Source organism: Flaviflagellibacter deserti, assembly GCF_042652085.1.
Classification (GTDB): domain Bacteria; phylum Pseudomonadota; class Alphaproteobacteria; order Rhizobiales; family Methylopilaceae; genus Flaviflagellibacter; species Flaviflagellibacter deserti.
The window spans coordinates 312,741-333,963 of record NZ_JBHSJF010000008.1 but is presented as its reverse complement, the minus strand read 5'-3'; the positions used below and the strand labels follow the sequence as shown (position 1 = coordinate 333,963).

Below are 21,223 nucleotides of genomic sequence, written 5' to 3'. Positions count from 1 at the left end.
AATCGATAAAAATCGAGATGTAGCGCAACCTATGATCAGCTCGCCTTCTGACCGCAGAAAGCCGAGGAATTCGCCGTCCAGGAGCCGAAGCCGCTTTTGACCATGTTGCTGATGACCAGGCAGACATAGCGCTTCTGCGCCGGGTTGTTGTTCGGACCGGCGTGATAGCGGGCGACCGCCATGGTCCAGGTGTCCTGACGCGCATGCAGCTCGGTCAGGAAGCGGGCGGCGTACTGGACGTTCTTGTGCGGATCGAACATCTCGTCGACCGAGGCGAACCGCTCACCGTGATAGTGGTGATTGATCTGCATGCAGCCGAGATCGATCAGCTTCACGCCGCGCGCCTTTTCGGCCTTGAACCGGGCCATCGCCTCTTCCTTGCTCGCGGCAATGAAAGGCTTGCCGGCGATGTTCATCGCGAAGGGCTGGAGCCCTTTCTTGCCGCCGCTCTCGGTCATGCCGACTGCGTAAAGCACGCCGAGCGGCATATTGTACTGCTTCGCGGCCGCGTGCATTTCGCGCTCGCAGATCGACATCTCCTCGGCGCGAACGGGCGCCGCGAAATTAGAGATAAAGATCGCCGCGAGGACGGTTCGCGCCAGCTTCGTCATTGGACTGGTCCTTGTGCGGAACGGATTGACGGGCCTGCTGCTCGCGGCCGTCACCCGATTGGCTGTTTTGCGATGCCGATCCCTGGGACGGGGAGCCGTTCGACGAACTGCCCTGCGAGCCCGATTGGCCGGTTTGCGACTGGGCGGAGTCAGGAGCGCCCGCGGCCTGGATGGTCACGACATCCGGCGTGTACCCGGACGCCCGGAGCACCCGGATCAGCATCTCCTTGTCCTTTTCGAGGAGTTGCGCGGTCTCGGCGCGCGACGTCTCGAGATGCAGTTCAAGCGACTGGTTGACGAGGCGCATCTTCAGCACGACCGTGCCGAGATCGTCCGGCTCCAGCTTGATGTGAAGCACCCGAAGCGGGCCCGAGGACTCGGAACGCAGGGGCGTCTCGGACACCGGATCCGGGTGGCGGCCGAACTGCGCTTCGTCGAGCGCGGTCGCCTCGTCGGCAACCACGGTCGCGATCTGCTGGATCGGTGACAACCGCTGGACAGGCTCGAAATGAGTTTCCCGGACGACGACCGTCATCTTCGGCGCGGCCTTGGCCTCCGACTCGGACGCGATGTCGAGCTCCGACTCGTCATGCTTCAGCATCGAGTTGAGGACCGCGAAAGGATTCTTCGCATTGTCGGCTTCGGTCGGCATCTGCGCACCCGCCTGCGCGGACTTCGCCACGCCCGGTTCGGATTTGTGGGACGACGGCAGGGCCATCGAGACGGCGCGGCCGAGATCATGCGCAGCGGTCGATCTTTCATCCGCGGGTTCGCCGGATCCCGCCGCCTTCGTCGCGGATCGCGGATCGGTCATGGACTGGGTCAGCGCCTCCGGCCAGACGATCGGAGCTTCCGGCGCGGTCTGGCCGGCGATCTCAGCCGACGCGGCCACGTCGGCGCCGACCTCGCCCACATGGTGAGCACCATGGCGGGTCTTCTTGTCGTCTGTACGTACGTCCGGCTTTTTCTGGACGAAAGCGCCGTCCCGGTCGACCGGTCGGGCCTTCGCTCCATCGGACTTCTCGCCCGTCTCAGGCTTCACCGGACCGTCCTTCACGGACATCTGGCGGAGCAGATTCTTGAATGCCGTGTTCTTTCCCTGTGCGGTCGCCGCGTCGTCGGGGATCGGCTGGCCCTTGCCCGGCGCTCCCTTGCTCGGCAGTGCGATTTCGATCCTGTTCATCGGGCCGGGGCCTCCTTCAAGAGTTTCTGCGAGGCTTCGACGCCCGCCTCGGCACGGCGCATGACGTCCAGCACCCAGGCGTTTGAGCGCGCCGGATCGATCGAGACCTGGTTCACGCTTTCGAGCGGCTCGGGCTCCGGCGTTTCCTCGCGAATGGCGGCGGCGACCGAGAGCGCCGCGTCGAGCAGGTCGTTGTCGCGACGGCCGATCTGCCGGCGGTTGATGCCGTCGAGATCGCGCTGATAATCCTCGAAATTCTCGGTCGTGATACCCGAGGACGCCTCATAGAGCTTCGCCCGCATCGAATCCGAAGAGCCGAGCGGTGCGACTTCCAGCGCGTCCCTGGCCGCGATCCGTGCGGTCTCGAGCTTGCCGTGTATCACCGCCGAACGCGCGACTTGCAGGAACAGCGAGCGCTGGCTCTCGGTGTCCGTCTCCTTCAGCATGGCTTCGAGCCGCTGGAAGCGGGCATCGCCGTCGACGATGCTGAGACGCGTAATCGCGGTCGCGAAACGCTGGCGGAAATCGGTCGCGTAGATCGAATTGCCGAAGCGTCGCAGATATTGCTGCGAGAGGAATTCAAAGCGGTCGAGATCGCCGATCTGCGCCACGATGAAGACCTGGCGGCGAAGCGCGGCTTCCTCGACCAATGTGCCCGGCATCAAAAGACGTGCTTCGTCGAGGAGATACGCCGCGCGTTTCAGATCGTCACGGGCGATCAGGCCGGCCTGGATCAGGGCGACATGGCCGCCGAGGCTAACCGGAAGCGCGCGGACGTCGAGCGGCATCAGAAGGTCGCGGGCCTCGTCCTGCCGGTCCTCGACATAGGCGACGGCGCCCTTGGCGAGATTGGCGTCGACCGCAATCGGCGGATCGAGCGTCAGAAGCTGTTTCAGCACGTTCGGATTGCCGCCGGAGAGCGTGTAGCTCACCGCCGCGCGAGCGTTGCGGCCGTCTTCCCAGACCTTGGGATCGGCGGCCAGGAAACGGGTCCCCATCGCGTCCAGCAGCGTCCGCTGCGCGGTCACCGCGGCGGCATTACCATTGGCGACCTGCGACTGCAGCGTCTGCAACGTGCGCGCCATCTCGTAGGGCGCGACGGTCTGGATCGACTCCGGTTCCTGTGTCCGGCCGGCGCTGCAAAGGCCGAGGAGCATCAGGAGGATTGCCGGGAAGCGCAGCCAGATCATGCCGACGGCTCCCGAATCAGGATTTCGATGCGCCGGTTCTGCGGCGCTTCCGGATCCTCGGGCTTCTTCAGCTGCTGGTCGGCATAGCCCTCGATCTTCTCAAACCGGTTCTCCGGAACGCCACCGCGGATCAGCATGTAATAGGCCATGTGGGCGCGAGCGGTCGAAAGCCGCCAGTTGTCGTAATCCTTCGAGCGGAACGGCCGGCCGTCGGTATGGCCGCGCACCACGATCTTGCCCTGGCGCTCCCCGAGCAGCTTGCCGATCGCGTCTACGGTGCGGATCAGTTCCGGCTGCGGCTCGGCCGAGCCGATGGCGAACATGCCGAAATCGGCGTCATCCATCAGGGTGACGAGAAGGCCTTCCGCGCTCTGCGTTACCTGCACGCCCGGTGCGGGTTTGATGCTCTCGATCGCCGCCTCGATCTTCTGCTTGAGTTCCTGCGCTTCCGGCCCCTGCCCGGCCTGCTGGTCCGCGGTCGGGCCGCCGGTCTCCGGCATTTCGTCGGCCTGCGGCTCGACGGGACCATCGACGCGTTTGGCGGCGAGTTGCTGCTCCGGCTTCTGCTCGGCGGCATGCTGGCCGGCCTTCATTGGCGGCTCGCTGTCACCCGGCGCGACGGGGATGTCGGTCGCAGTGCCACGGCGAAGCACTTCGTCGCCTTTCAACAGGGGTTGGGTCTCGTCAGGCGTCTCGCCGGGCTTCGCCGCGTCAGCCGCGAGATGCACCTCCGGCATCGCCGCGAGCGCGAGATTCTTGGCGTTTGGATCCGGCTTATCCGGCTTCGGACCCTCGACGGCGGCGGCATGCATTTCGGGCGCGGCTTCGGCGAGATTGACGCCGACCGTGTCCGCGCCGCCGGCTTCCGGACCGTCCTGCGGCAGCGGGGCACGCGACATCCGCCAATAGACGGGATCAAACGGATCGCGTTGCGCGTCGCCGCCATTCAGGCCGGGCTCGCCCGACTGGCCGAGCGTCTCGAACGCGCCGACATTGTCCGCCGACTGGTCGGGCTCGGAACCGGCGACAAGCGCCGCGAGCACCGCGTAGGGATCCTCGAACAAAGCGGCTTCGGCATAGCGCGGCTTCCGCTCGTGCTTCTCGTCCAAAGTCTTGCTGTAGCCCTTCAGGCTCTCGTCGACGCTTTCCTTGGACGACCGCTGATCGGTCGCTTCGGGCTTGCCGTCCTTCTCGGTATCGAGCGGATCGCGCAGACCCTTCTTGTCGACCGTCGCCTCGGCGAGTTTCACCGGGTTGAAATAGCTCGCGACCGCCGTGCGCGTCTCTTCGTCGGTGACGTTGATCAGCCACATGACCAGGAAGAAGGCCATCATCGCGGTCATGAAGTCCGCGAACGCAATCTTCCACACACCGCCCTTCGGCGGTTCGATGCTAAGATCGGTCGAGCGTCGGACGATGAGGATTTCGGGTGTATCGGCGCTCATGATCTCACTCGCCGCTCCGGTCTAGCCGGGCGACCCATTCCTGGATTCGTGTTTCGAGGATCGTCTCGCCGGCGATCACGCGGATATCGGCACTTGCGTTCGGCTCGAAGGCGACCGATCCGGCGTCCGTCCCGAGTGCGGTCGACAGGCTGTCGAGCAGGTCCTGGGGACCAGAAATCGCAAGGACCGGATGCGCCGGATCGGCGAGGATCCTGACGACGCAATCGGTCAGTTCGGCCAAGGCCTTCTCGCGCGAACGCTCCGCCAGAAACGGCTTCAGCACCTTGGCCGCCGTGTCGGCAATGCGGGTTTCGAGGCCGTCGATCGCCGCGACGAGAGTCGATGACAGAATCGTCGCCTGTTCTTCGACCCAGGCCTTTCGCTCCGCCTCGAGCTTTTCCGTGAACGCCACGGCCTGCTCCGAAAGCACGCGCTGCAACCTTTCGTCGGCCTCCGCCAGCGTGTCCTCGCGGATGCGGGCGCAAGCCTCGTCGATCTTCTTCGCCGTTTCTTCGGCCTGCGAGAAACCGAGCGGCTCGACCGGAATATCCGGCTCCACTTCCGGCGGGAGATTCTCGTTCAGCGGTTCCTCGACGTCGAAGTCGGCGAGGACGTGAGCGACGGAGCGCAGCATCACGCCGGCTCTCCTTCCTTCATCCACTGACGAAGGATCGTCGCGGCCTGCTCCTCATCCATCTGGACGAGCTGTTCGAGGACCTTCATCGGCGAATTGTTCATCCGCTGGGTCATGTCTTCGAGGAGATGCGCCATGGTCTGCCCAGCGCCCGTGAGCTGCGGCGTCTGACCGCCCTCAAGCGCAGGCGTACCGTCGGCATTCAGCGCCTCGACCGACTTGTCCTCGATGCGCGGCAGGAGCGCCGCCATGGCCGGACGCAGGCCGAACCAGATCAGAAGCATCGCGACGACGAGAATCGCGAGCGCGTTGACCACCGTGCCGAGCTGGCGAAGCAGCGCATCGGTCAGCGTGAGCGGCGGCACCGGCTCCATATTGCGGAAGTTCTGGGCGAAATCGACGGCGGAGACCTGGATGTGGTCGCCGCGCTTGTCGTCGAGGCCTGCGGCGGAGGCGGCAAGATCGCGCATCTCGTTGACGCGGGCGGTGATCGCCTCGGGCGTCGGGTTCTCGCCGAGCGATTCCGCGATACGGGCACGGTTGACGATGAGCGCGACCGACAGGCGGTTGATCGAGTAGCCGTCGCTGACGGTCTCCTTCACCTTTGACGAAATCTCGTAGTTGGTCAGGTCCTCGCGGCGCGAATTCTCTTCACTCGACTTGTCTCCACCATCGGCCGTCACGTCCTCTTCGGGCAGGTTCTGCTCGACGGTGGTCGGCGATTGCTGGCTGGTATTCTGCGAGGCGCCGTTTTCGCGGATGACGCGGACAGATCGCTCGACGCGCGATTCTGGATCGAAGGTCGTCTCGGCAACCTTGCTGCGATCGGTGTTGAGCGTGGTCGCCACGCTGATCTGGAAATTGTCCGGGCCGAGATAGGGCGTCAGGGCGCGGCGGATATTGTCCTGGATGCCGGTCGAAACCGTGCGCTCCAGCCGGTTGGATTTCGAGCCCGGGATGCTGGAGGCGTCCTCGCCCGAGGCGAGCACGGTGCCGTCGGTGTCGAGGACCGTCACGCGGTCGACGCCGAGCGCCGGGACCGCGCCCGCAACCAGCTGGCGGATCGCCTCGGCCATATGGGTGTCGCCGGACGTATCGGTGCGCAGGATGACGGAGGCGGACGGCGGCTGCTGGTCGCGGCGGAACGAGCCGCGGTCCGGCAGCACGATGTGGACGCGCGCGGCCTTCACGCCCTTCATCGTCTGGATCGTGCGGGCGAGCTCGCCCTCCATCGCGCGGACGCGGGTCACCTCCTGCATGAACGAGGTCAGGCCGAGCGATCCGAGTTCGTTGAAGAGTTCGTAACCGGCGCTGGCGCTGTGCGGCAGACCCTTTTCGGCAAGCAGCATGCGCGCCTGCGAGGCCTGGTTGTGCGCGACATAGACCGTCGCGTTATCGGCGCTGACGTCGAACGAAATCCCGGCGTCTTTCAGCGCCGCGCCGACGCGGGAGGCGTCGTCCTTCTCGAGTCCGCTATACAGGACGCCGAGCTGAGGCTGGCTGAGATAATAAGCGGCTCCGCCGACCAATCCGAGCACCGTCACCGCGATCATCGCCAGCGCGGCGAGTCTGCGGGGGCCAAGCCCGAGAAGATTGATCCAGAGCCTTTCAGCGTGCTCGCGAGCGGTCATAAACGGCCTCGTTTGGTCCGGATGGGATTCCGGCTGGATGAGGCGTCACTTTCGTTGGGCAAGCTTGCGCGAGCATTGAGCCAAAGAAAAAAGCCACGCCCCCGTGGGGGCGTGGCCGGTAAAGCGGCGGGGATAGGGGGAGCCGCTTAGCCGCGGAACAGCGAGAGGATGTTCTGGCTGTTCGAGTTCGCGATCGACAGCGCCTGGATACCGAGCTGCTGCTGAACCTGCAGAGCCTGGAGGCGGGTCGATTCCGCGTTCATGTCGGCGTCGACAAGCTGACCGATACCGCGGGTAACGGCGTCCGTCAGAGCCTTGACGAAGTCCTTCTGCGTATCGACGCGGTTCTTCACCGCACCGAGGTTCGCAGCAGCATCCGTCAGCTGGCCGAGGGCGGCGTCGACGATCTCGATATAGGCCGTCAGCTTCGCCTGGTCGGCAGCCGAGTCGGTCAGTTCAGAGATGTCGAGGTCTTCGATCGAAAGCGTGATGGCAGTATACGTCGGCGCAGCAGTACCGACCGGAGCGTTCTCAACCGTGACGCTATACTCAGCGTCGAAGAGGCCTTCGCCGCCAACCTTGACAACGCCTGCGGCAGCGCCTGTGGCGTCCGCGGCCGGAGCCGTGCCAACGGCGGTCGCCGTCGTGCTGCCGTCGTAGAGCTTGATCTCGGCAACGCTGACGTCGATCGTCTCGATCGTGATCGAGTCGCCGACACGCGTGAACGAGGCCACGATCTGCTTGGTGTCGTTGTAGCCGGTGGCGCTGGAGTCGACCGAGAGCCAGTTCTCGCTGTTGAACACAGCGGAGCTCGCGATGCTCTCCATCTGGCCGAGGCGGGCGTCGATGTCGGCCTGGATCTGGCCGCGGTTGACACCCGGGGTCTTGGCGCTGGTGAGGAGCTTCTTGATCTCGGAGAGCTGGTCGACGGTGCCGTCGAGAGCCGTGTACTGCACGTCCACCGTCGCGGCGCCGAGGCCGAGAGCGTCCTGAACGGCCGAGAGAGCCTTGTTGTCGGAACGCATGGTGGTCGCGATCGACCAGTAAGCAGCACCCTCGGAAGCCGTCGCGATGCGCAGGCCCGTCGAGATGCGGTTCTGGGTCGTGTCCATCGACCGGTTGGTCGAGTTCAGGGTCTGGAGAGCGGTCATCGCCGCTGCATTGGTCAGAAGGCTGGCCATTTTCGTATGTCCCTTGTGTAAGTGTTGATCGGGGACATACCGGGCTTTCACCGGTATAGCAGGAGCGGCTTCATGCCCTTGGATGCGTCGTTTGGTTTGCGATCCAACCTGCTATGCGACCCACTATTCCGGCTGAAGCTTGCGCGAAGCTTAATCCGACGCCGCAAGTCGTAGACATCTCGAAAATAACTTCGGACAGCCCTGCACAAGATTGGTGTCGAGAATGCCCGCGTACGCCTTGTGCGTGCATGGACGTTCGGAGACAGGTATGAATCGCAAGCAGAGACGGGCCGCCGCAAAGCAGGAGCAGCCGCTACAAGGAGCGCGCAACGCGCCGAACGTGTTGTTCGTCCACGCCACGTCGCTGCAGAACGCCGGCAAGCATGAGGAAGCCGAGCAGCTATACCGCTCGATCCTTGCCGCCTACCCAGATCATCCAGGTTGTTTGAACCATCTCGGCGTTCTCACACGAGCGCAGGGGAATCTTGAGGAGGCCGCGGCCCTTCTCCGTCGCGCCGTTGCGGTCAAGCCGGACTACGCGCAGGCCTTCGTCAATCTCGGCGGCGTGCTGCGCATGCTCGGGCATCTCGACGAGGCGATGTCGGCCTGCCGCAAGGCGATCACGCTGAAGCCCGATCTCGCCGATGCCTTCACCAATCTCGGCAATCTGCTGATGGATGCAAAGCGGCCCGGGGAGGCCGTTCTGGCTTTCCAGCGCACCGTCGAACTCGAACCGAACAATGCCCGCGGCTTCGCCCGGCTCGGCGTCGCACTCGCCGAGGACATGCGCATTGGTGAAGCCTCGCTCGCCTACGAACGTGCGCTCGAGATCGAACCGAACTCCAAGCATCTGCACTTCCATCTCGGAAATGCGTTGGCCAGCCTCGGTCGCGACGCACCGGCGCTGGAGGCGTTCAAGCGCGCGGTCGCCCTCGATCCCTCCTATGCGCCCGCGTATCACAATATGGTCGCTATCCTTCAGCGCTGGGGCATGCTCGCCGAAGCGATGATGATCACGCGCAAGCTGATCGACTTGAGGCCGGACCACGCGCTCCACCGCTTCAATTACTGCCACCAGCGGCACCATATCTGCTCCTGGGACGGGCTGGCGGAGGACGAGGCCGATCTCCTCACTGCTGAGGAGGACTTCGTTCCGTTCATCGTGCTGACGATGGACTCCACGCCCGCGCAGCAGCTGCATTACGCAAATCGCTGGGCCAACGCTCTCGGCGCCGAGGGCGCCGCGCGCCTCTGGACGCCGGCGACGGCCCGCGCGCGTGATAACGACCGTATCCGCATCGGCTATCTCTCGAACGATTACCAGAAGCACGCGACCGCGTTCCTGATCGCCGAACTTCTGGAACGGCACGACCGCGATCGCTTCGAGGTCATCGGCTATTCGTACAGCCCGGACGACGGTAGCGATATTCGCCGCCGCCTCACCTCGGCCTTCGACCGGTTCGTCGACATCCGCGAGACGCCCGACGCCGTTGCCGCCCGACAGATCCACGCCGACGGCGTCGACATCCTCATCGATCTCAAGGGCTACACGCTCGGCGGTCGCAACCAGATCCTGATGTGGCGCCCGGCTCCGGTCCAGGTGAACTATCTCGGCTATCCGGGAACGATGGGCGGCAACTTCGTCGACTACATCGTCGCCGATCCGTTCATCGCGCCGTTCGACCATCAGCCGTTCTACGCGGAGCGGATCGTTCACCTTCCGAACTCGTACCAGCCGAACGACACGCGGCGCGAAATCGCGACGCCGCCATCACGCGAGGAGTGCGGCCTGCCGCCATCTGGCTTCGTGTTCTGCTCGTTCAATAACACCTACAAGATCACGCCGCCGGTTTTCGACATCTGGATGCGGCTCCTGAAAGCCGTGCCGGGCTCGGTCCTCTGGCTTCTCGAAGCCAACAGACTCGTGAAAGACAATCTGATGCAGGAAGCGGCGAAGCGGGGCGTCGATCCCTATCGCCTGGTCTTCGCGCCCAAGCTTCAGATTGCCGAACATCTCGGCCGTCACGCACATGCCGACCTCTTCCTCGACACGCTGCCGGTCAACGCCCATACCACCGCGAGCGATGCGCTCTGGGCCGGCTTGCCTGTACTGACCTGCGCCGGCGACACCTTCATCGGCCGCGTCGCCGGCAGCCTGCTGCACGCAATAGGGCTACCGGAACTCGTAACCCATTCGCTCGAGGAGTACGAAACCCTGGCGCTTCGCCTGGCGACCGATCCGGACCTTCTCTCAGGCCTCCGTGAACGCCTGGTGGCGAACCGTCTCAGCGCGCCCCTCTTCGACATCGGACGCTATTCGCGCGATCTCGAAGCCGCCTACCTCCGGATGTGGGAGATCCATCAGGCTGGCGGCGCGCCGGCGGCATTTGCCGTCGAGGACGGAGCCGGACAACCGAGCCTCCTGAGCGCCTGACATATTGGGCTCCGGGGCGAACCGCCCTGGAGCCGCAAGCGCACCGCAAGGTTGGGGCCAGTCTCGAAGACTACCCTCCATCGCAGCGTGGGCATCAAGGCCCCTCATTCCACAATCGAAGGCATTCCGAATGTCGATGACCGAAAACGCCAGCATCTCGAAGGCGCTGATCTTCATGACAGCGCGCAATTGCGAGAAGTATGTGCCCGACTCCCTCGCGAGCCTGGCGCGGCAGACGTTGAGGGACGTCCACGTCCTGTTCATCGATGATTGCTCGGAAGACAAGACCGGAGCCGTAGCGCAGCAATTGCTGGGCGACCTCTTTCCGGCGCGGCACACGTTCATCCGCAACGAGACGCGCCTGGGCAAGGCCCGCAACGCCTGGGAGCATCTGCGCCCGCTGACGGGAATTGCCGAATTTGTCGCGGTGCTGGACGGTGACGACCAGCTCGTCGAAACGACCATCCTCGACCAGATGTCGACCGCATACCGGAACGGCAAGGACGTCGTCTGGACGAACTACATCACCGACAAGGGACTGATTGGCAGCAACGGACCGCTCAATCCCGATCTGCCGCTGCGCCCGCAGGGCTGGAAGACCAGCCACTTCTTCAGCTTTCGCGCATCGCTGTTCGACACCGTGCCCGAGCACTGCTTCAAGGATCGCGACGGCGAATGGCTGCAGGCGGCCTGCGATATCGCGCTCGCAATGCCGATGATCGACCAGACCCGCGAGTACGAATACATCCCGGTCAACGCCTATCGCTACACGTCCGCCAATCCGAACTCGCATCACAACCTCGATGCGACGTCGAGCGGGCTGAACTCGACCGTTCAGGCCAAGAACTTCCGCGAGCTGTTCACCAGGGCGCCTCTGCCCCTGCTGAAGCAGGTTCAGGCTGAAGCCGCTGCTCCAGCTCCTTCCCAGGCTCCGGCTGCCGCTCCGACGCCTTTGCCGGGTCCGGCCCAGACCCTGCCTCCGGCCGATCGGATCGCCATTGCGTCGGCGCTCAACCATGTCGGTACGTGGCAGGACCTGGCCGGCGGCATGCTGATGGTCGAATGCCCGCATCTGATGAACGCACTGGCGTTCGGCGGTCAGAGTCAGATGACGCCGATCCAGGCATGGGCCCTGCGCGGCCTTCTCCAGAACCGAGGCGCCGACGCCCGTATCCTGCATATCGGCGCGACCCGCTCCGCCCTCGTCCTGGCGGCGCTCTCCTCGCTCACCGACGGCCGCATCACCAGCCTGTGCGCGTCCGCGCCGGAGGCCGAGGAACTTCGCGTGCGTATCGCGGCATCCGGCCTTGCCGACAGGGTCGAGATCGTCGAGACCAATGTGGTGCAGGCGATCTTCGACGAGTTCTCGGGTCCGTTCCCGGACATCCGCGTCATCGAGGAAGGCACGAAATTCGACTTCGTGATGATCGATCTGCCGCCGACCCTTCCGCAGGCCAGCGCGCTGGTCTCGCTCTCGGTGGTCGCCAATTACCTGTCACCGGAAGGCTTCGCGCTCTGCCTGCTCGCCCGCGACCGCGCGACCGAGGCGCTCGCGGAAGAACGCTGGCGGCCGATCAGCAACGGATTGAGCTTCTGCCCGAACGCGCTGGGCGGTTCCGGTCTGATGATCGCCGGCGGACGCTAGTCCGCGCAAACCAATCACTCGCAGGAGGGCTTGCCAGATGACCGAAGCCGTACCCACGATCCGGTTCGACCGTGCTTACCCGGCCCCCGGCGTGGGCGATTTCGGCACGCCGCACGATGCCGGTCATCGGCCCGGCCCGCTGGCGACGATTTCCCGGTTCGGCGCGGACGTTCGGTTGGAGCATGCCCGGATTTCGCTCGGCACCAGGCATTTCGATGTTTTTCACACCGATCCTCAGGACCACATCTTCAAGATCGTGAAGAACTCGAGAAGCTTCTACGAAGCGGGCTTTCTCTACGCGATCGCCAAGCACCTGAAGCCCGGCGATCTCGTGGTCGATGCGGGCGCCAATATCGGCAATCACACCCTGTTCTTCGCCGGCGCGCTCGGATGCCGCGTCACCTGCTTTGAACCCGGCCCTCTCACCGTTCAATTGCTGCAGCATAACGTAGCCGCGAACAATCTCGCCTCCCGGGTCGAGATATGGCCGTTCGCGCTTGCGGAAACATCGGCCCAGTTCGCGTCGAAGGACGCCGCCGCCGTGCAGCAACTGGGTCTCGGCGCCCTGACGCTGCGGCCGGACGCAGGCGGCGAGATGCGGGGCATCCCGCTCGACAGCGTCCCGTTCGATCAGCGGATCAAACTGCTCAAGATCGACGTCGAGGGCATGGAACTCGAGCTTCTGCGCGGCGCAAGGGAAACACTTCTGCGCGACCGCCCCGTGATCTGCGTCGAATGCGACGACCTGAATCGCTTCGATCAGCTTTTCGACTATCTGTGCGGGCTCGGATTCCTCGCGATCGACAGCCACAACTACACGGCCACCCACGTCTTCGTCCCCGTCGACAATCCTTCGGTGATCGAGGCCTCGCTCTCGCGGCAGATGGCCTCGCGCTATATCTCGCACGCGCGCCAGATCCACGCGCTCGAAGGCCGCCTGGCCAATGTCGAGAACCTGCTGCGCCGCATCCAGTTCGTCAGCCGGCCGGAAGGCTCGCCGCAATAACGACCCGGCGACGAAGAGAAAGATCGTCAGATGACTGAAGCCAGAGGATCCACATTGTTCCGATTCGATCGCCCTAGTGGTTTCATCGAGACGAGCGGGTTCGACGGTGACGTCGCCGCGCTGGTCGCCGCGGACCTGAACGCGAAAATTCGCGACGATCGCGGACCGCACACGCCTCCGCCTCCACGCGAAGCTTCACCCCGCCCCACCGAAACACCGGGCAAGGGCTTCGACAGCGCCGCCTACTGGTCGCAGCGCTACCGCACGGGAGGCAATTCCGGCGCCGGTTCCTACGGCAGGCTCGCCGCCTTCAAGGCGGAAGTCATCAACGCGTTCGTCAAGGAACGCGGCATCAATTCCGTGATCGAATTCGGATGCGGTGACGGCGCGCAGCTCAAGCGCGCGGAATACCCGATCTATCTCGGCTTCGACGTGGCGGACAAAAGCATCGAGATGTGCCGTGCGGCGATGGCCGGCGACACGACAAAGGCCTTCCGGAACGCGCAGGACTACAAGCACGAGCGCGCCGATCTCACGATGTCGCTCGACGTCATCTATCACCTCATCGAGGATGAGGTGTTCCACGAATATATGCGCCGGCTGTTCTACTCGGCCGAGCGCTACGTCATCGTCTATTCGTCGAACCGCAACGCTTCCTGGCCTGCCGCACATGTGAAGCACCGCAAGTTCACCGATTGGGTCGAAAAGCACCACGCGGACTTCAAGCTGGTTCAGCACATCCCGAACCGCTATCCGCCAGCCGGCGATCCAGAGAACGAGAGCTTCGCGGATTTCTACATCTTCGAAAGGCTGCCCTCGCAGAGGCACACGCTGCCCGGACACCTCGTCGTCTCGGTCACGTCCTGGGTGAAGCGTTTCCCGACGCTAGAGCTGACGCTGCGTCGTATCCTGCAGCAGAGCATGACGCCCGACGAAACCGTCCTCTGGGTGTCGCCGCAGGACGTCGAACATCTGCCGAAAGGCGTGATCGAGCTGCAGCGCAGCGGCCTGTCCATCCAGGTGACCAAGGACATCCGCTCCTACAAGAAGATCATTCCGGCGCTGAAGCGATATCCCGACAGCTTCATCATCACGCTCGACGACGACCAGATCTATCCGCGCGACGTGATCGAGCCGCTGGTGAGTAATTATCGTTCGCCGACGGAAATCCTCTGCCGCCGCGCGAACCAGATGAAGTTCGACGACAAGGGCAAGCTGCTGCCCTACCTGAAATGGCGGTTCGACTATCCGGACGAGGGCGACGGCTTCGACCTGTTCCCGACCGGCTGCAACGGCGTGCTCTACCCGCCGAAATCGCTGTCGCCGGAGGTGCTTAACGAAGAGCAGTTCATGAGCCTCGCACCGCATGCGGACGATATCTGGCTGTTCTGGATGGGCCGCCTCGCCGGCAGCACGATCCGCCGCGTCGGCCGTCCCTGGCACAATGTCGTCTGGCCGGGAACGGAAGAATCCTCGCTGATGCATCACAACTGGAACGGCGGCAACGATCAGCAGATCGCCGCGATGACGGAGCGCTACGGCTCCCCGTTCTGAACGGAAGCCCTCCTTCCTGATGCTTCGATCAGAGGCGTCAGGGCGAGCGGCGATCGACTTGGCCCCATAACGCCGGCCACTACACCTCGCATCTGCCGGGGTGACTTCTCCGCCACCTCCCCTGGCCTTCACGGTTAGTTCAGCGCCATCCGTCGCCAGGACGGGCCTAGACATCGCGGATGCCTCGGCATTCGACATCGTCACAGTCGCTCACCGCCAAACGAAAAAGGGAGGCTCGATGGGCCTCCCTTGTCGAACCGCAGTCCGGGTCGTCAGAAGAACGAGCGCACCAGCCCGCCGACCAGCATGTTCCAGCCGTCGATCAGGACGAAGAACAGCACCTTGAACGGCAGCGAGAGCACGGTCGGCGGCAGCATCATCATGCCCATAGACATGGTGAGCGTCGCGACGATCATGTCGATGACGAGGAACGGCAGCGCGATCAGGAAGCCGATCTCGAAGCCGCGCCTGAGTTCCGAAATCATGAAGGCCGGGATCAGGACGCGCAGCGAGACCTCGCCGTTCTCGCTCTTGAGCTGCATGTGCTCGACCGCGAGGTCGTCGAGGAGCTTCAGGTCCTTGTCGCGGACATGCGCCTGCATGAACTCCTTGAACGGGTCGGTGATCTTCGTGAACGCCTCTTCCTCGGAGATTTCGTTGCGGGTCAGCGGCTGCACGCCATCCTTCCAGGCGCGATCGAAGGTCGGCGCCATGACGTAGAAGGTCATGAATAGCGCCAGGCTGATCATGATCAGGTTCGCCGGCGTACTCTGCAGGCCAATGCCCGAGCGCAGGAACGACAGCGCGACGACGATGCGGGTGAAGCTTGTCACCATGACGAGCAGGCCCGGCGCGAGCGACAGCACGGTCAGCATCGCGACGAGCTGGATGATGCGGCCAGCGGCGCTGCCTTCGCCGGCGGGGATAAGCGAGTTCAGGTCCGGCACCTGCGCCATCGCGGCGGTGGTGCCGGCGGCCAGGATCAACCCGGCAAGGAGGAGACGCTTCACTGGACGACGAAGCTCTCGATGATGAGATCACGAACCTCGCCGCCGGAGCGGATCTGGACGCGGTCCTTCAGGTCCTCGCGCAGATGCGCGAAATGGCTCGCGCCCTCGATCTGCGTCAGCTTCAGCGTCTTCATGTAGCCGAGCAGGTCCTGGCTGATCTGGGCCGACAATTCCTCGGAATTCGGCATCTCGTCCTCGAATACGATCGAGGCTTCGAGACGCGCCCAGACGTCGTCCGGCTCGCCGATATTGGTGACGATCGGCTTCAGCTTCTTCAGGCGCGATTTAAGCGGATCGCCGGAATCCGCGACGATGGCCTTCGGCGGCGCCTTCTCGTCGCTCTCCTGAACTGCATGGACGAGATGGACGCCGAAGCCGACACCGGCGCCGATCGACAGCATGGTGAGGAGCACGGCGGGGCCCATCCAGGCGCCGCGTTCCTCGGAGCTCTCGCTCTTTGCGCGGCGAAAAAGTCCGGTCTTGAGTGGCTGTTTCATCCCGGACGATCCTCAGAACGGCGCGATACGGTCGTAGAGCTGATGCACGACGCCGGGCTGCTGCACCTCGGTGATGCGGCCGCGACCGCCATAGGAGATGCGGGCCTCGGCGATCTTCTCGTAAGGGATCGTGTTGCGGCCGGAGATGTCGCGTGGGCGGACGATGCCCTGGATGTTGACGATGCGCATCTCGAAGTTGACGCGCATTTCCTGCGAACCGCTGATGACGAGATTTCCGTTCGTCATGACCTGCGTGACGACGGCGGCGAGCTTGACCTCGATCTCCTCGGAGCGATCGATATTGCCCTCGCCCTTGGTGCCCGTGCGCGAGCTGATATCCGCGCTGAAATCGCCGGACGAACCGCCGCCGATGCCGAAACCGCCGCCGATACCGGCGCTGGATTCGCGCGAGCGCTCGGACGAATTGTCGATCTCCGCCTTGTCGTCCATGCGGATGATAACCGTCAGGACATCGCCGACCTTGGCTGCGCGGCTATCCCGGAACAGGTCCTCGCCGCCATGCACGTAGGTCGAATTCGCTTCCTGGTAGGTCGCGGGGATGGGCGTCAATGCCGAGGACGGCAGTGCCGCGCCGACCGGACTCATCCTCGGCTCCTTGTTGAGATCATCGAGCGAGCTGCAGCCCGACAGCGCAAGTCCAATGGCGAGAAGCGACAAATGCCTCACAGCTGTTCTCCCTTCGTGGGCATGCCGGAGGCACCCGCGAGCATGTTGGCGAGCTGCGCCGCGCGTATCGGCTCCATCTCGTTGAGGATCGCGCTGGAATTGCGCGCATTGAGTTTGGCGAGCACGGCGGCGGCGGTTTCGTCGTCCATCGCCGCGAGCTGGCCGGCGGCGGCATCAGGACGCATTCGCGAATAGATCGCGACCATGTCCTCGCGCGCCTGCTTGAGGAATTCCTCGCGCTTGGTGAGCCATTCCTCGTATTCGGCGCGCTTCTTCTCGAGCGCGGCTACCTGTTCGGCGACCTGCTTCTCGAGCGTTTCGAGCGTTGCCGTCTGCCAGGCCACGCGGGCGTCTGCGGCGGCATCGCGGATATTGACGCAGTACTGGCGGGCCTCCTCGGTCAAGGCGCGCATCTCGACGCCGGAATGGCTCGTCGACAGCTTCTCGACAGGCGAGACGTCAAGCGCGCCGAGCGGCTTTGACTTGTCGTCCTTCTTCGGCGCGGTCTTGTCGGCCGGAACGAGTTTCTCCGGACGCGAGAGCGGCATCGGCACCGTCTGCGCCTTGGCGGCCTGCATGTTCGTGCTGGCCATCATCATGAAGAGAACGAGCTCGCCCGCGGAGAACAGGCGCAGCACCTTTCGGGAGCGCTTGGGCATGGATCCGTGTCCCGTGCTGGTGGAAATATCCGTCATGACCGCCATCGTGGCGCGACGAACTTGCGCGGGGCTGGAACGCCCCGCGCCCGGCGTCACTGGATGACGAGATCCGCCTGCAACGCTCCGGCCGTCTTCATGGCCTGGACGATGGCGATGATGCCGGCAGGCTTGAGGCCGATCTGGTTCAGACCGCGAACGAGCGTCTGCAGATCGGTGCCGCCGACGATGGCGAGCTTGCCGCCGCTTTCGGTGGCGTCGACCATGGTGCGCGGCAGCACAACCGTCTCTCCGTCGGAGAACGGCGCAGGCTGCGATGCGACCGGGGTTTCGGTCACCCGGATCGTCAGATTGCCGTGGGTCACGGCGACCGTCGAAATCCTGACATCGGCGCCCATCACGACAGTGCCCGTGCGCTCGTCGACGACGACGCGGGCCGGCGTGTCCGGACGGACCGCCAGGCCTTCGATCTCGGCGATGAAGCGGGCGACGCTCATGCCGCGCGGCTTGGTCAGGCCGACCGAGCGGAAATCGCGCTCCAGCGCGACCGGCGCGCCATAGCGCTGCTGGGCGAAGCCGTTGATCGCGTCGGTGATGCGGACGGCCGTGCGGAAGTCCGGATTGCGGAGCTTCAGCGTCAGCCGCGATATCTCGTCGAGCTTGGTCGGCAGTTCCTGCTCGATCACCGCGCCGTTCGGAATGCGGCCGGCGGTCGGCGTTCCCTTGACCACGCTCTCGGCCTGGCCGGACGCGTTATAGCCAGTAACCGCGACCGGTCCCTGTGCCACCGCATAGACCTCGCCATTGGCGCCCGCGAGCGGGGTGATGACGAGCGTACCGCCCTGCAGCGACACCGCATCGCCAAGCGAGGCGACGCTGACGTCGATGCGCGAACCAGTCCCCGCGAAGGCTGGCAATTCGGCGGTGACGATGACGGCCGCGACATTGCGTGTTCGGAGATTGGCTTCACGGACATTGACGCCCAGGCGCTCGAGCATCGACTGCAGCGATTGTTCGGAGAACGCGGCGTTGCGCAACGTATCGCCGGTGCCTTGCAGGCCGACCACGAGGCCGTAGCCGATGAGCTGGTTCTCGCGGACGCCTTCGAGCGAGGCGATGTCCTTGATGCGGACCTGGCCGGGCGTGACGATGTGGCTGAGCGGATCCGGTCGGACCGGGATCTCCGGTTCGGCGCTCGCCAACACCTGCGGCGGCGGAGCGGGCTCCGGCTCGGACATGGGTTCGGGCACGACCTCCACGACCGGCGGCTCCGGCGGAGGGACCGGCAGCGGTGGATCGGCGGCAAGCTTGATTTGTTCGTCAACGACCGCAGGTGCTGCCGCCGGGGCCGGAGGCACCAGTGGTGCGGGCTGAGTTTCGGCCTGCGCCTGCGCGGTCACGGGGGCGGTGCCCTCGGGCAGCGCTCCGGTTTCCAATGCTGCCTGCTGCTTTGTTTCAGGCGGAAGCGGGAGCGGCTCCGGAGGCGGCGCCTTCGGTTGCGGCGACAACTGGACCGAACGCAAAAGCTCCTCCGGCGAAATCCCGTTCCTGGGCGTCGGCTGAGCCTGTGGCTGCTCCGCCGGACGAGGTTCGTTCACCGGCATCACGCGCGGGCCGATATCGCGAGGCCGGATATCCGGTTCGAGCTGCGGCGGCTCCGGCGGCATGATCGCCTGCTGCGGCGGCGGACGGCGAGCGCCCGCCGGAATCGGGAACGCCGCGGTTATCTTCCCTGCGGCCTGGATGCGCACAGGCTCTTGCGCCTGCGCAGAGGTCAGGGTGGCAATCGAAAGAACAAGGCCGGCGAACAGAAAACGCATCAGCTCTTGCCCACGATAATGCTGCCGTCCTTCTGGACGACGCCGGTGATGACCGTGCCGGATTCAGTGTTGCGCACGCGGATGATCTCTCCGACGCTGCCGGTCTGAAGCGGCTCGGCATAGGTAATGATCGTCAGGCTGCCCTCGATGAAGATGAGCCGCACAGGCACGCCGCGGCGCACAAGTTTCGGTTCCTCGATGGCGTTGAACGTCACCGGCTGGCCAGGCAGAAGCGTACGGCGGGCGATCTTGCCGACCATGATCTCGCGCGAGGCGACGACAGCTTCGAGATTGCGGCGCGACAGCCGGAATCTGCGGTCGGTCAGCACCTCGTCGGTGATCGGATCGCCGGGATAGATCGTGATGCCCGGCACGGGCACCGTCGTCACGGCTTGCGCCTTCGCCTCGTACGTACACGCCAGGACGGCGACACATACCGCGGCTGCGGCCGGCAGGAACCTCATGGCTTATGCCTTTCGCTAGATCAGCGGATTCCGGTCGAAATCGTGCCCGCCATCGAGTCGGCGGCCTGGATCACCTTCGAATTCATCTCGTAGGCGCGCTGCGCCGAGATCAGCTCGGTGATCTCGGTCACCGGATCGACGTTCGATGCCTCGAGATATTTGTGGCGGATCTTGCCGAAGCCCGGATCAGTCGGCACGCCGACCACCGGTGCGCCGGAGGCGAGCGTCTCGCGATAGAGATTGCCGCCGAGCGGTTCGAGACCGACATCGTTGGCGAAGTTCGCGATAGTCAGCTGACCGAGCGCCTGCGGCGCGACCTGGCCGTCGACACGGGCAAACACCTCGCCGGATTCGTTGACGGTGATGCCGATGGCATCGTCCGGGACTAGGATCGCCGGCTGGACGGTGTAGCCGTCGAGCGTGACGATCTGGCCGTCCTGGTTCTTGTTGAGGGCGCCCGAGCGCGTATAGAGCGTCTCGCCGTTCGGACCGTCGATCTGGAACCAGCCACGGCCGTCGATCGCCATGTCGAACTCGTTGCCGGTCATGGTCAGACCGCCCTGCATATGCAGGTTGCGGATCGCCGCGGCACGGACGCCGAGGCCGAGGCGCACGCCTTCCGGAATGACCTCCTGCCCGCCCTGGTTCGGCACGCCCTGCATGCGCTGGGTCTGGTAGAGAAGGTCGGTGAATTCGGCGCGCGAGCGCTTGAACGCCGTCGTGTTGATGTTCGCGATATTGTTGGCGATCACTTCGACGTTGAGCTGCTGGGCGTTCATGCCCGTGGCGGCAATGGCAAGAGCTTTCATCGTTCTACCTCAGATCGCCATACGGCTGATTTCCTGGTAGGCGGAGACGACCTTGTCCCGCACTGCCAGCGCGGTCTGCAGCGTCTTCTCGGCGGACATCACCGCCTCGACGACCTGCTGGACCGACATTTTTCCTTCGATGCCCTGGATCGACGCGGCTTCGCCGGCCTTCAGAGTGTTCACGGCCTTGGACGAGACCTGCGAGAGGACGTCCATGAAGTCGACGGTCGGCGTGCCGCCCCCGCCGGAAATCGCAACCGGAGCGGATGCGCGGACGGAGGACGTGCCGGCCGCGGGTGCGAGCTTGTCGAGCGACAGGTCGATCGATGAGACGGCATTCATCATCACGAGTTCCTCAGAAGATCGATGTTCATCGAGATCATCGAGCGGGCCTGGGTGATGGCCTGCAGGTTGGCGGTGTAGGACCGGTTGGCCTGCCGCATGTCCGACATCTCGATCAGCGGATTGACGTTCGGCACCTTGACATAGCCGTTGGCGTCCGCGGCCGGATTGCCCGGCTCGTGGCGGACGTCGAACGGTGCCTTGTCGACACCGACGCCCTTGATCTTGACGAGCGACGCGCCCATCGCGCGGTCCATCTCGCCCTCGAAGGTCACGGTCTTGCGGCGATAGGGATCGGCGCCTGGCGCGCGGCCGGTCGACTGCGCGTTCGCCAGGTTTTCCGAAACGATGCGCATGCGTGTGGACTGCGCCTGCATGCCCGAGCCGGCGATCTTCAGTGCGGCGGTGAGTTGGTCGATCATTG

20 protein-coding genes are annotated in these 21,223 nt (G+C 64.6%); 4 read left to right on the top strand and 16 right to left on the bottom strand.

Features of this window, described 5'->3' with window-relative positions:
* Nucleotides 1–35 precede the first annotated feature (35 nt).
* The 7 genes from ACFPFW_RS17310 to ACFPFW_RS17280 form a co-directional block, all read right to left on the bottom strand.
* Entirely contained in the window at nucleotides 36–611 is a 576-nt protein-coding gene (locus ACFPFW_RS17310) for a transglycosylase SLT domain-containing protein (RefSeq protein WP_114956217.1), read from the bottom strand.
* Nucleotides 565–1,794, bottom strand: coding sequence for a flagellar hook-length control protein FliK (gene fliK / locus ACFPFW_RS17305; protein ID WP_114956218.1), 1,230 nt, complete (start codon nucleotides 1,792–1,794; stop codon nucleotides 565–567). Before fliK ends, ACFPFW_RS17310 begins: the two co-directional genes overlap by 47 nt.
* Nucleotides 1,791–2,984 carry a chemotaxis protein gene (locus ACFPFW_RS17300; protein ID WP_114956219.1) on the bottom strand — a complete coding sequence of 398 codons (1,194 nt, stop codon included), beginning with the start codon at nucleotides 2,982–2,984 and terminating at the stop codon, nucleotides 1,791–1,793. The genes fliK and ACFPFW_RS17300 overlap by 4 nt, the downstream gene beginning before the upstream one ends.
* Entirely contained in the window at nucleotides 2,981–4,429 is a 1,449-nt protein-coding gene (locus ACFPFW_RS17295) for a MotB family protein (RefSeq protein ID WP_114956220.1), read from the bottom strand. Before ACFPFW_RS17295 ends, ACFPFW_RS17300 begins: the two co-directional genes overlap by 4 nt.
* A 4-nt stretch (nucleotides 4,430–4,433) precedes the next feature.
* Complete coding sequence (locus ACFPFW_RS17290; protein ID WP_114956221.1) at nucleotides 4,434–5,063, bottom strand: hypothetical protein; 630 nt, start codon at nucleotides 5,061–5,063, stop codon at nucleotides 4,434–4,436.
* Complete coding sequence (fliF, locus tag ACFPFW_RS17285; protein WP_114956222.1) at nucleotides 5,063–6,694, bottom strand: flagellar basal-body MS-ring/collar protein FliF; 1,632 nt, start codon at nucleotides 6,692–6,694, stop codon at nucleotides 5,063–5,065. Before fliF ends, ACFPFW_RS17290 begins: the two co-directional genes overlap by 1 nt.
* A gap of 146 nt (nucleotides 6,695–6,840) precedes the next feature.
* Complete coding sequence (locus ACFPFW_RS17280; protein ID WP_114956223.1) at nucleotides 6,841–7,875, bottom strand: flagellin N-terminal helical domain-containing protein; 1,035 nt, start codon at nucleotides 7,873–7,875, stop codon at nucleotides 6,841–6,843.
* 268 nt (nucleotides 7,876–8,143) lie between these two features.
* On the opposite strand from ACFPFW_RS17280, the gene ACFPFW_RS17275 reads away from it, so the two are divergent.
* The 4 genes from ACFPFW_RS17275 (at nucleotide 8,144) to ACFPFW_RS17260 (ending at nucleotide 14,514) form a co-directional block, all read left to right on the top strand.
* Nucleotides 8,144–10,309, top strand: a complete 2,166-nt coding sequence (locus ACFPFW_RS17275; RefSeq protein ID WP_162799615.1) for an O-linked N-acetylglucosamine transferase, SPINDLY family protein — start codon at nucleotides 8,144–8,146, stop codon at nucleotides 10,307–10,309.
* A gap of 130 nt (nucleotides 10,310–10,439) precedes the next feature.
* On the top strand, nucleotides 10,440–11,954 hold the full coding sequence (locus ACFPFW_RS17270) for a glycosyltransferase (RefSeq protein ID WP_379771691.1): 1,515 nt from the start codon (nucleotides 10,440–10,442) through the stop codon (nucleotides 11,952–11,954).
* A 37-nt stretch (nucleotides 11,955–11,991) separates the two neighbouring features.
* Nucleotides 11,992–12,960 (top strand): FkbM family methyltransferase, encoded by a 969-nt coding sequence (locus ACFPFW_RS17265; RefSeq protein WP_114956225.1) that lies wholly within the window; start codon nucleotides 11,992–11,994, stop codon nucleotides 12,958–12,960.
* Nucleotides 12,961–13,014: 54 nt separating this feature from the next.
* The gene (locus tag ACFPFW_RS17260; protein ID WP_379771689.1) at nucleotides 13,015–14,514 is read left to right on the top strand and encodes a methyltransferase domain-containing protein; all 1,500 of its coding nucleotides are present in this window, start codon (nucleotides 13,015–13,017) and stop codon (nucleotides 14,512–14,514) included.
* Nucleotides 14,515–14,786: 272 nt separating this feature from the next.
* On the opposite strand, the gene fliP is transcribed toward ACFPFW_RS17260, so the two are convergent.
* The 9 genes from fliP to flgC all read right to left on the bottom strand — a co-directional run bounded on the left by fliP (nucleotide 14,787) and on the right by flgC (nucleotide 21,221).
* Nucleotides 14,787–15,470, bottom strand: a complete 684-nt coding sequence (gene fliP, locus ACFPFW_RS17255) for a flagellar type III secretion system pore protein FliP (protein WP_114956431.1) — start codon at nucleotides 15,468–15,470, stop codon at nucleotides 14,787–14,789.
* A gap of 50 nt (nucleotides 15,471–15,520) precedes the next feature.
* On the bottom strand, nucleotides 15,521–16,021 hold the full coding sequence (locus ACFPFW_RS17250; RefSeq protein WP_114956226.1) for a flagellar basal body-associated FliL family protein: 501 nt from the start codon (nucleotides 16,019–16,021) through the stop codon (nucleotides 15,521–15,523).
* Nucleotides 16,022–16,033: 12 nt separating this feature from the next.
* Nucleotides 16,034–16,708 (bottom strand): flagellar basal body L-ring protein FlgH, encoded by a 675-nt coding sequence (locus tag ACFPFW_RS17245; RefSeq protein WP_379771687.1) that lies wholly within the window; start codon nucleotides 16,706–16,708, stop codon nucleotides 16,034–16,036.
* Nucleotides 16,705–17,367, bottom strand: coding sequence for a MotE family protein (locus ACFPFW_RS17240; RefSeq protein ID WP_114956227.1), 663 nt, complete (start codon nucleotides 17,365–17,367; stop codon nucleotides 16,705–16,707). The genes ACFPFW_RS17245 and ACFPFW_RS17240 overlap by 4 nt, the downstream gene beginning before the upstream one ends.
* Nucleotides 17,368–17,459: 92 nt before the next feature.
* On the bottom strand, nucleotides 17,460–18,602 hold the full coding sequence (flgI, locus tag ACFPFW_RS17235) for a flagellar basal body P-ring protein FlgI (RefSeq protein ID WP_114956433.1): 1,143 nt from the start codon (nucleotides 18,600–18,602) through the stop codon (nucleotides 17,460–17,462).
* A 581-nt stretch (nucleotides 18,603–19,183) separates the two neighbouring features.
* A complete protein-coding gene (gene flgA / locus ACFPFW_RS17230; protein WP_114956228.1) occupies nucleotides 19,184–19,648 on the bottom strand; it encodes a flagellar basal body P-ring formation chaperone FlgA in 465 nt (154 codons plus the stop codon).
* A 20-nt stretch (nucleotides 19,649–19,668) separates the two neighbouring features.
* A complete protein-coding gene (flgG, locus tag ACFPFW_RS17225; RefSeq protein WP_114956229.1) occupies nucleotides 19,669–20,457 on the bottom strand; it encodes a flagellar basal-body rod protein FlgG in 789 nt (262 codons plus the stop codon).
* A gap of 9 nt (nucleotides 20,458–20,466) precedes the next feature.
* Nucleotides 20,467–20,802, bottom strand: a complete 336-nt coding sequence (locus ACFPFW_RS17220) for a flagellar hook-basal body complex protein FliE (RefSeq protein WP_114956230.1) — start codon at nucleotides 20,800–20,802, stop codon at nucleotides 20,467–20,469.
* Nucleotides 20,802–21,221: a flagellar basal body rod protein FlgC gene (flgC, locus tag ACFPFW_RS17215; protein ID WP_114956231.1), complete on the bottom strand. Its 420-nt coding sequence runs from the start codon at nucleotides 21,219–21,221 to the stop codon at nucleotides 20,802–20,804. Before flgC ends, ACFPFW_RS17220 begins: the two co-directional genes overlap by 1 nt.
* Nucleotides 21,222–21,223 lie beyond the last annotated feature (2 nt).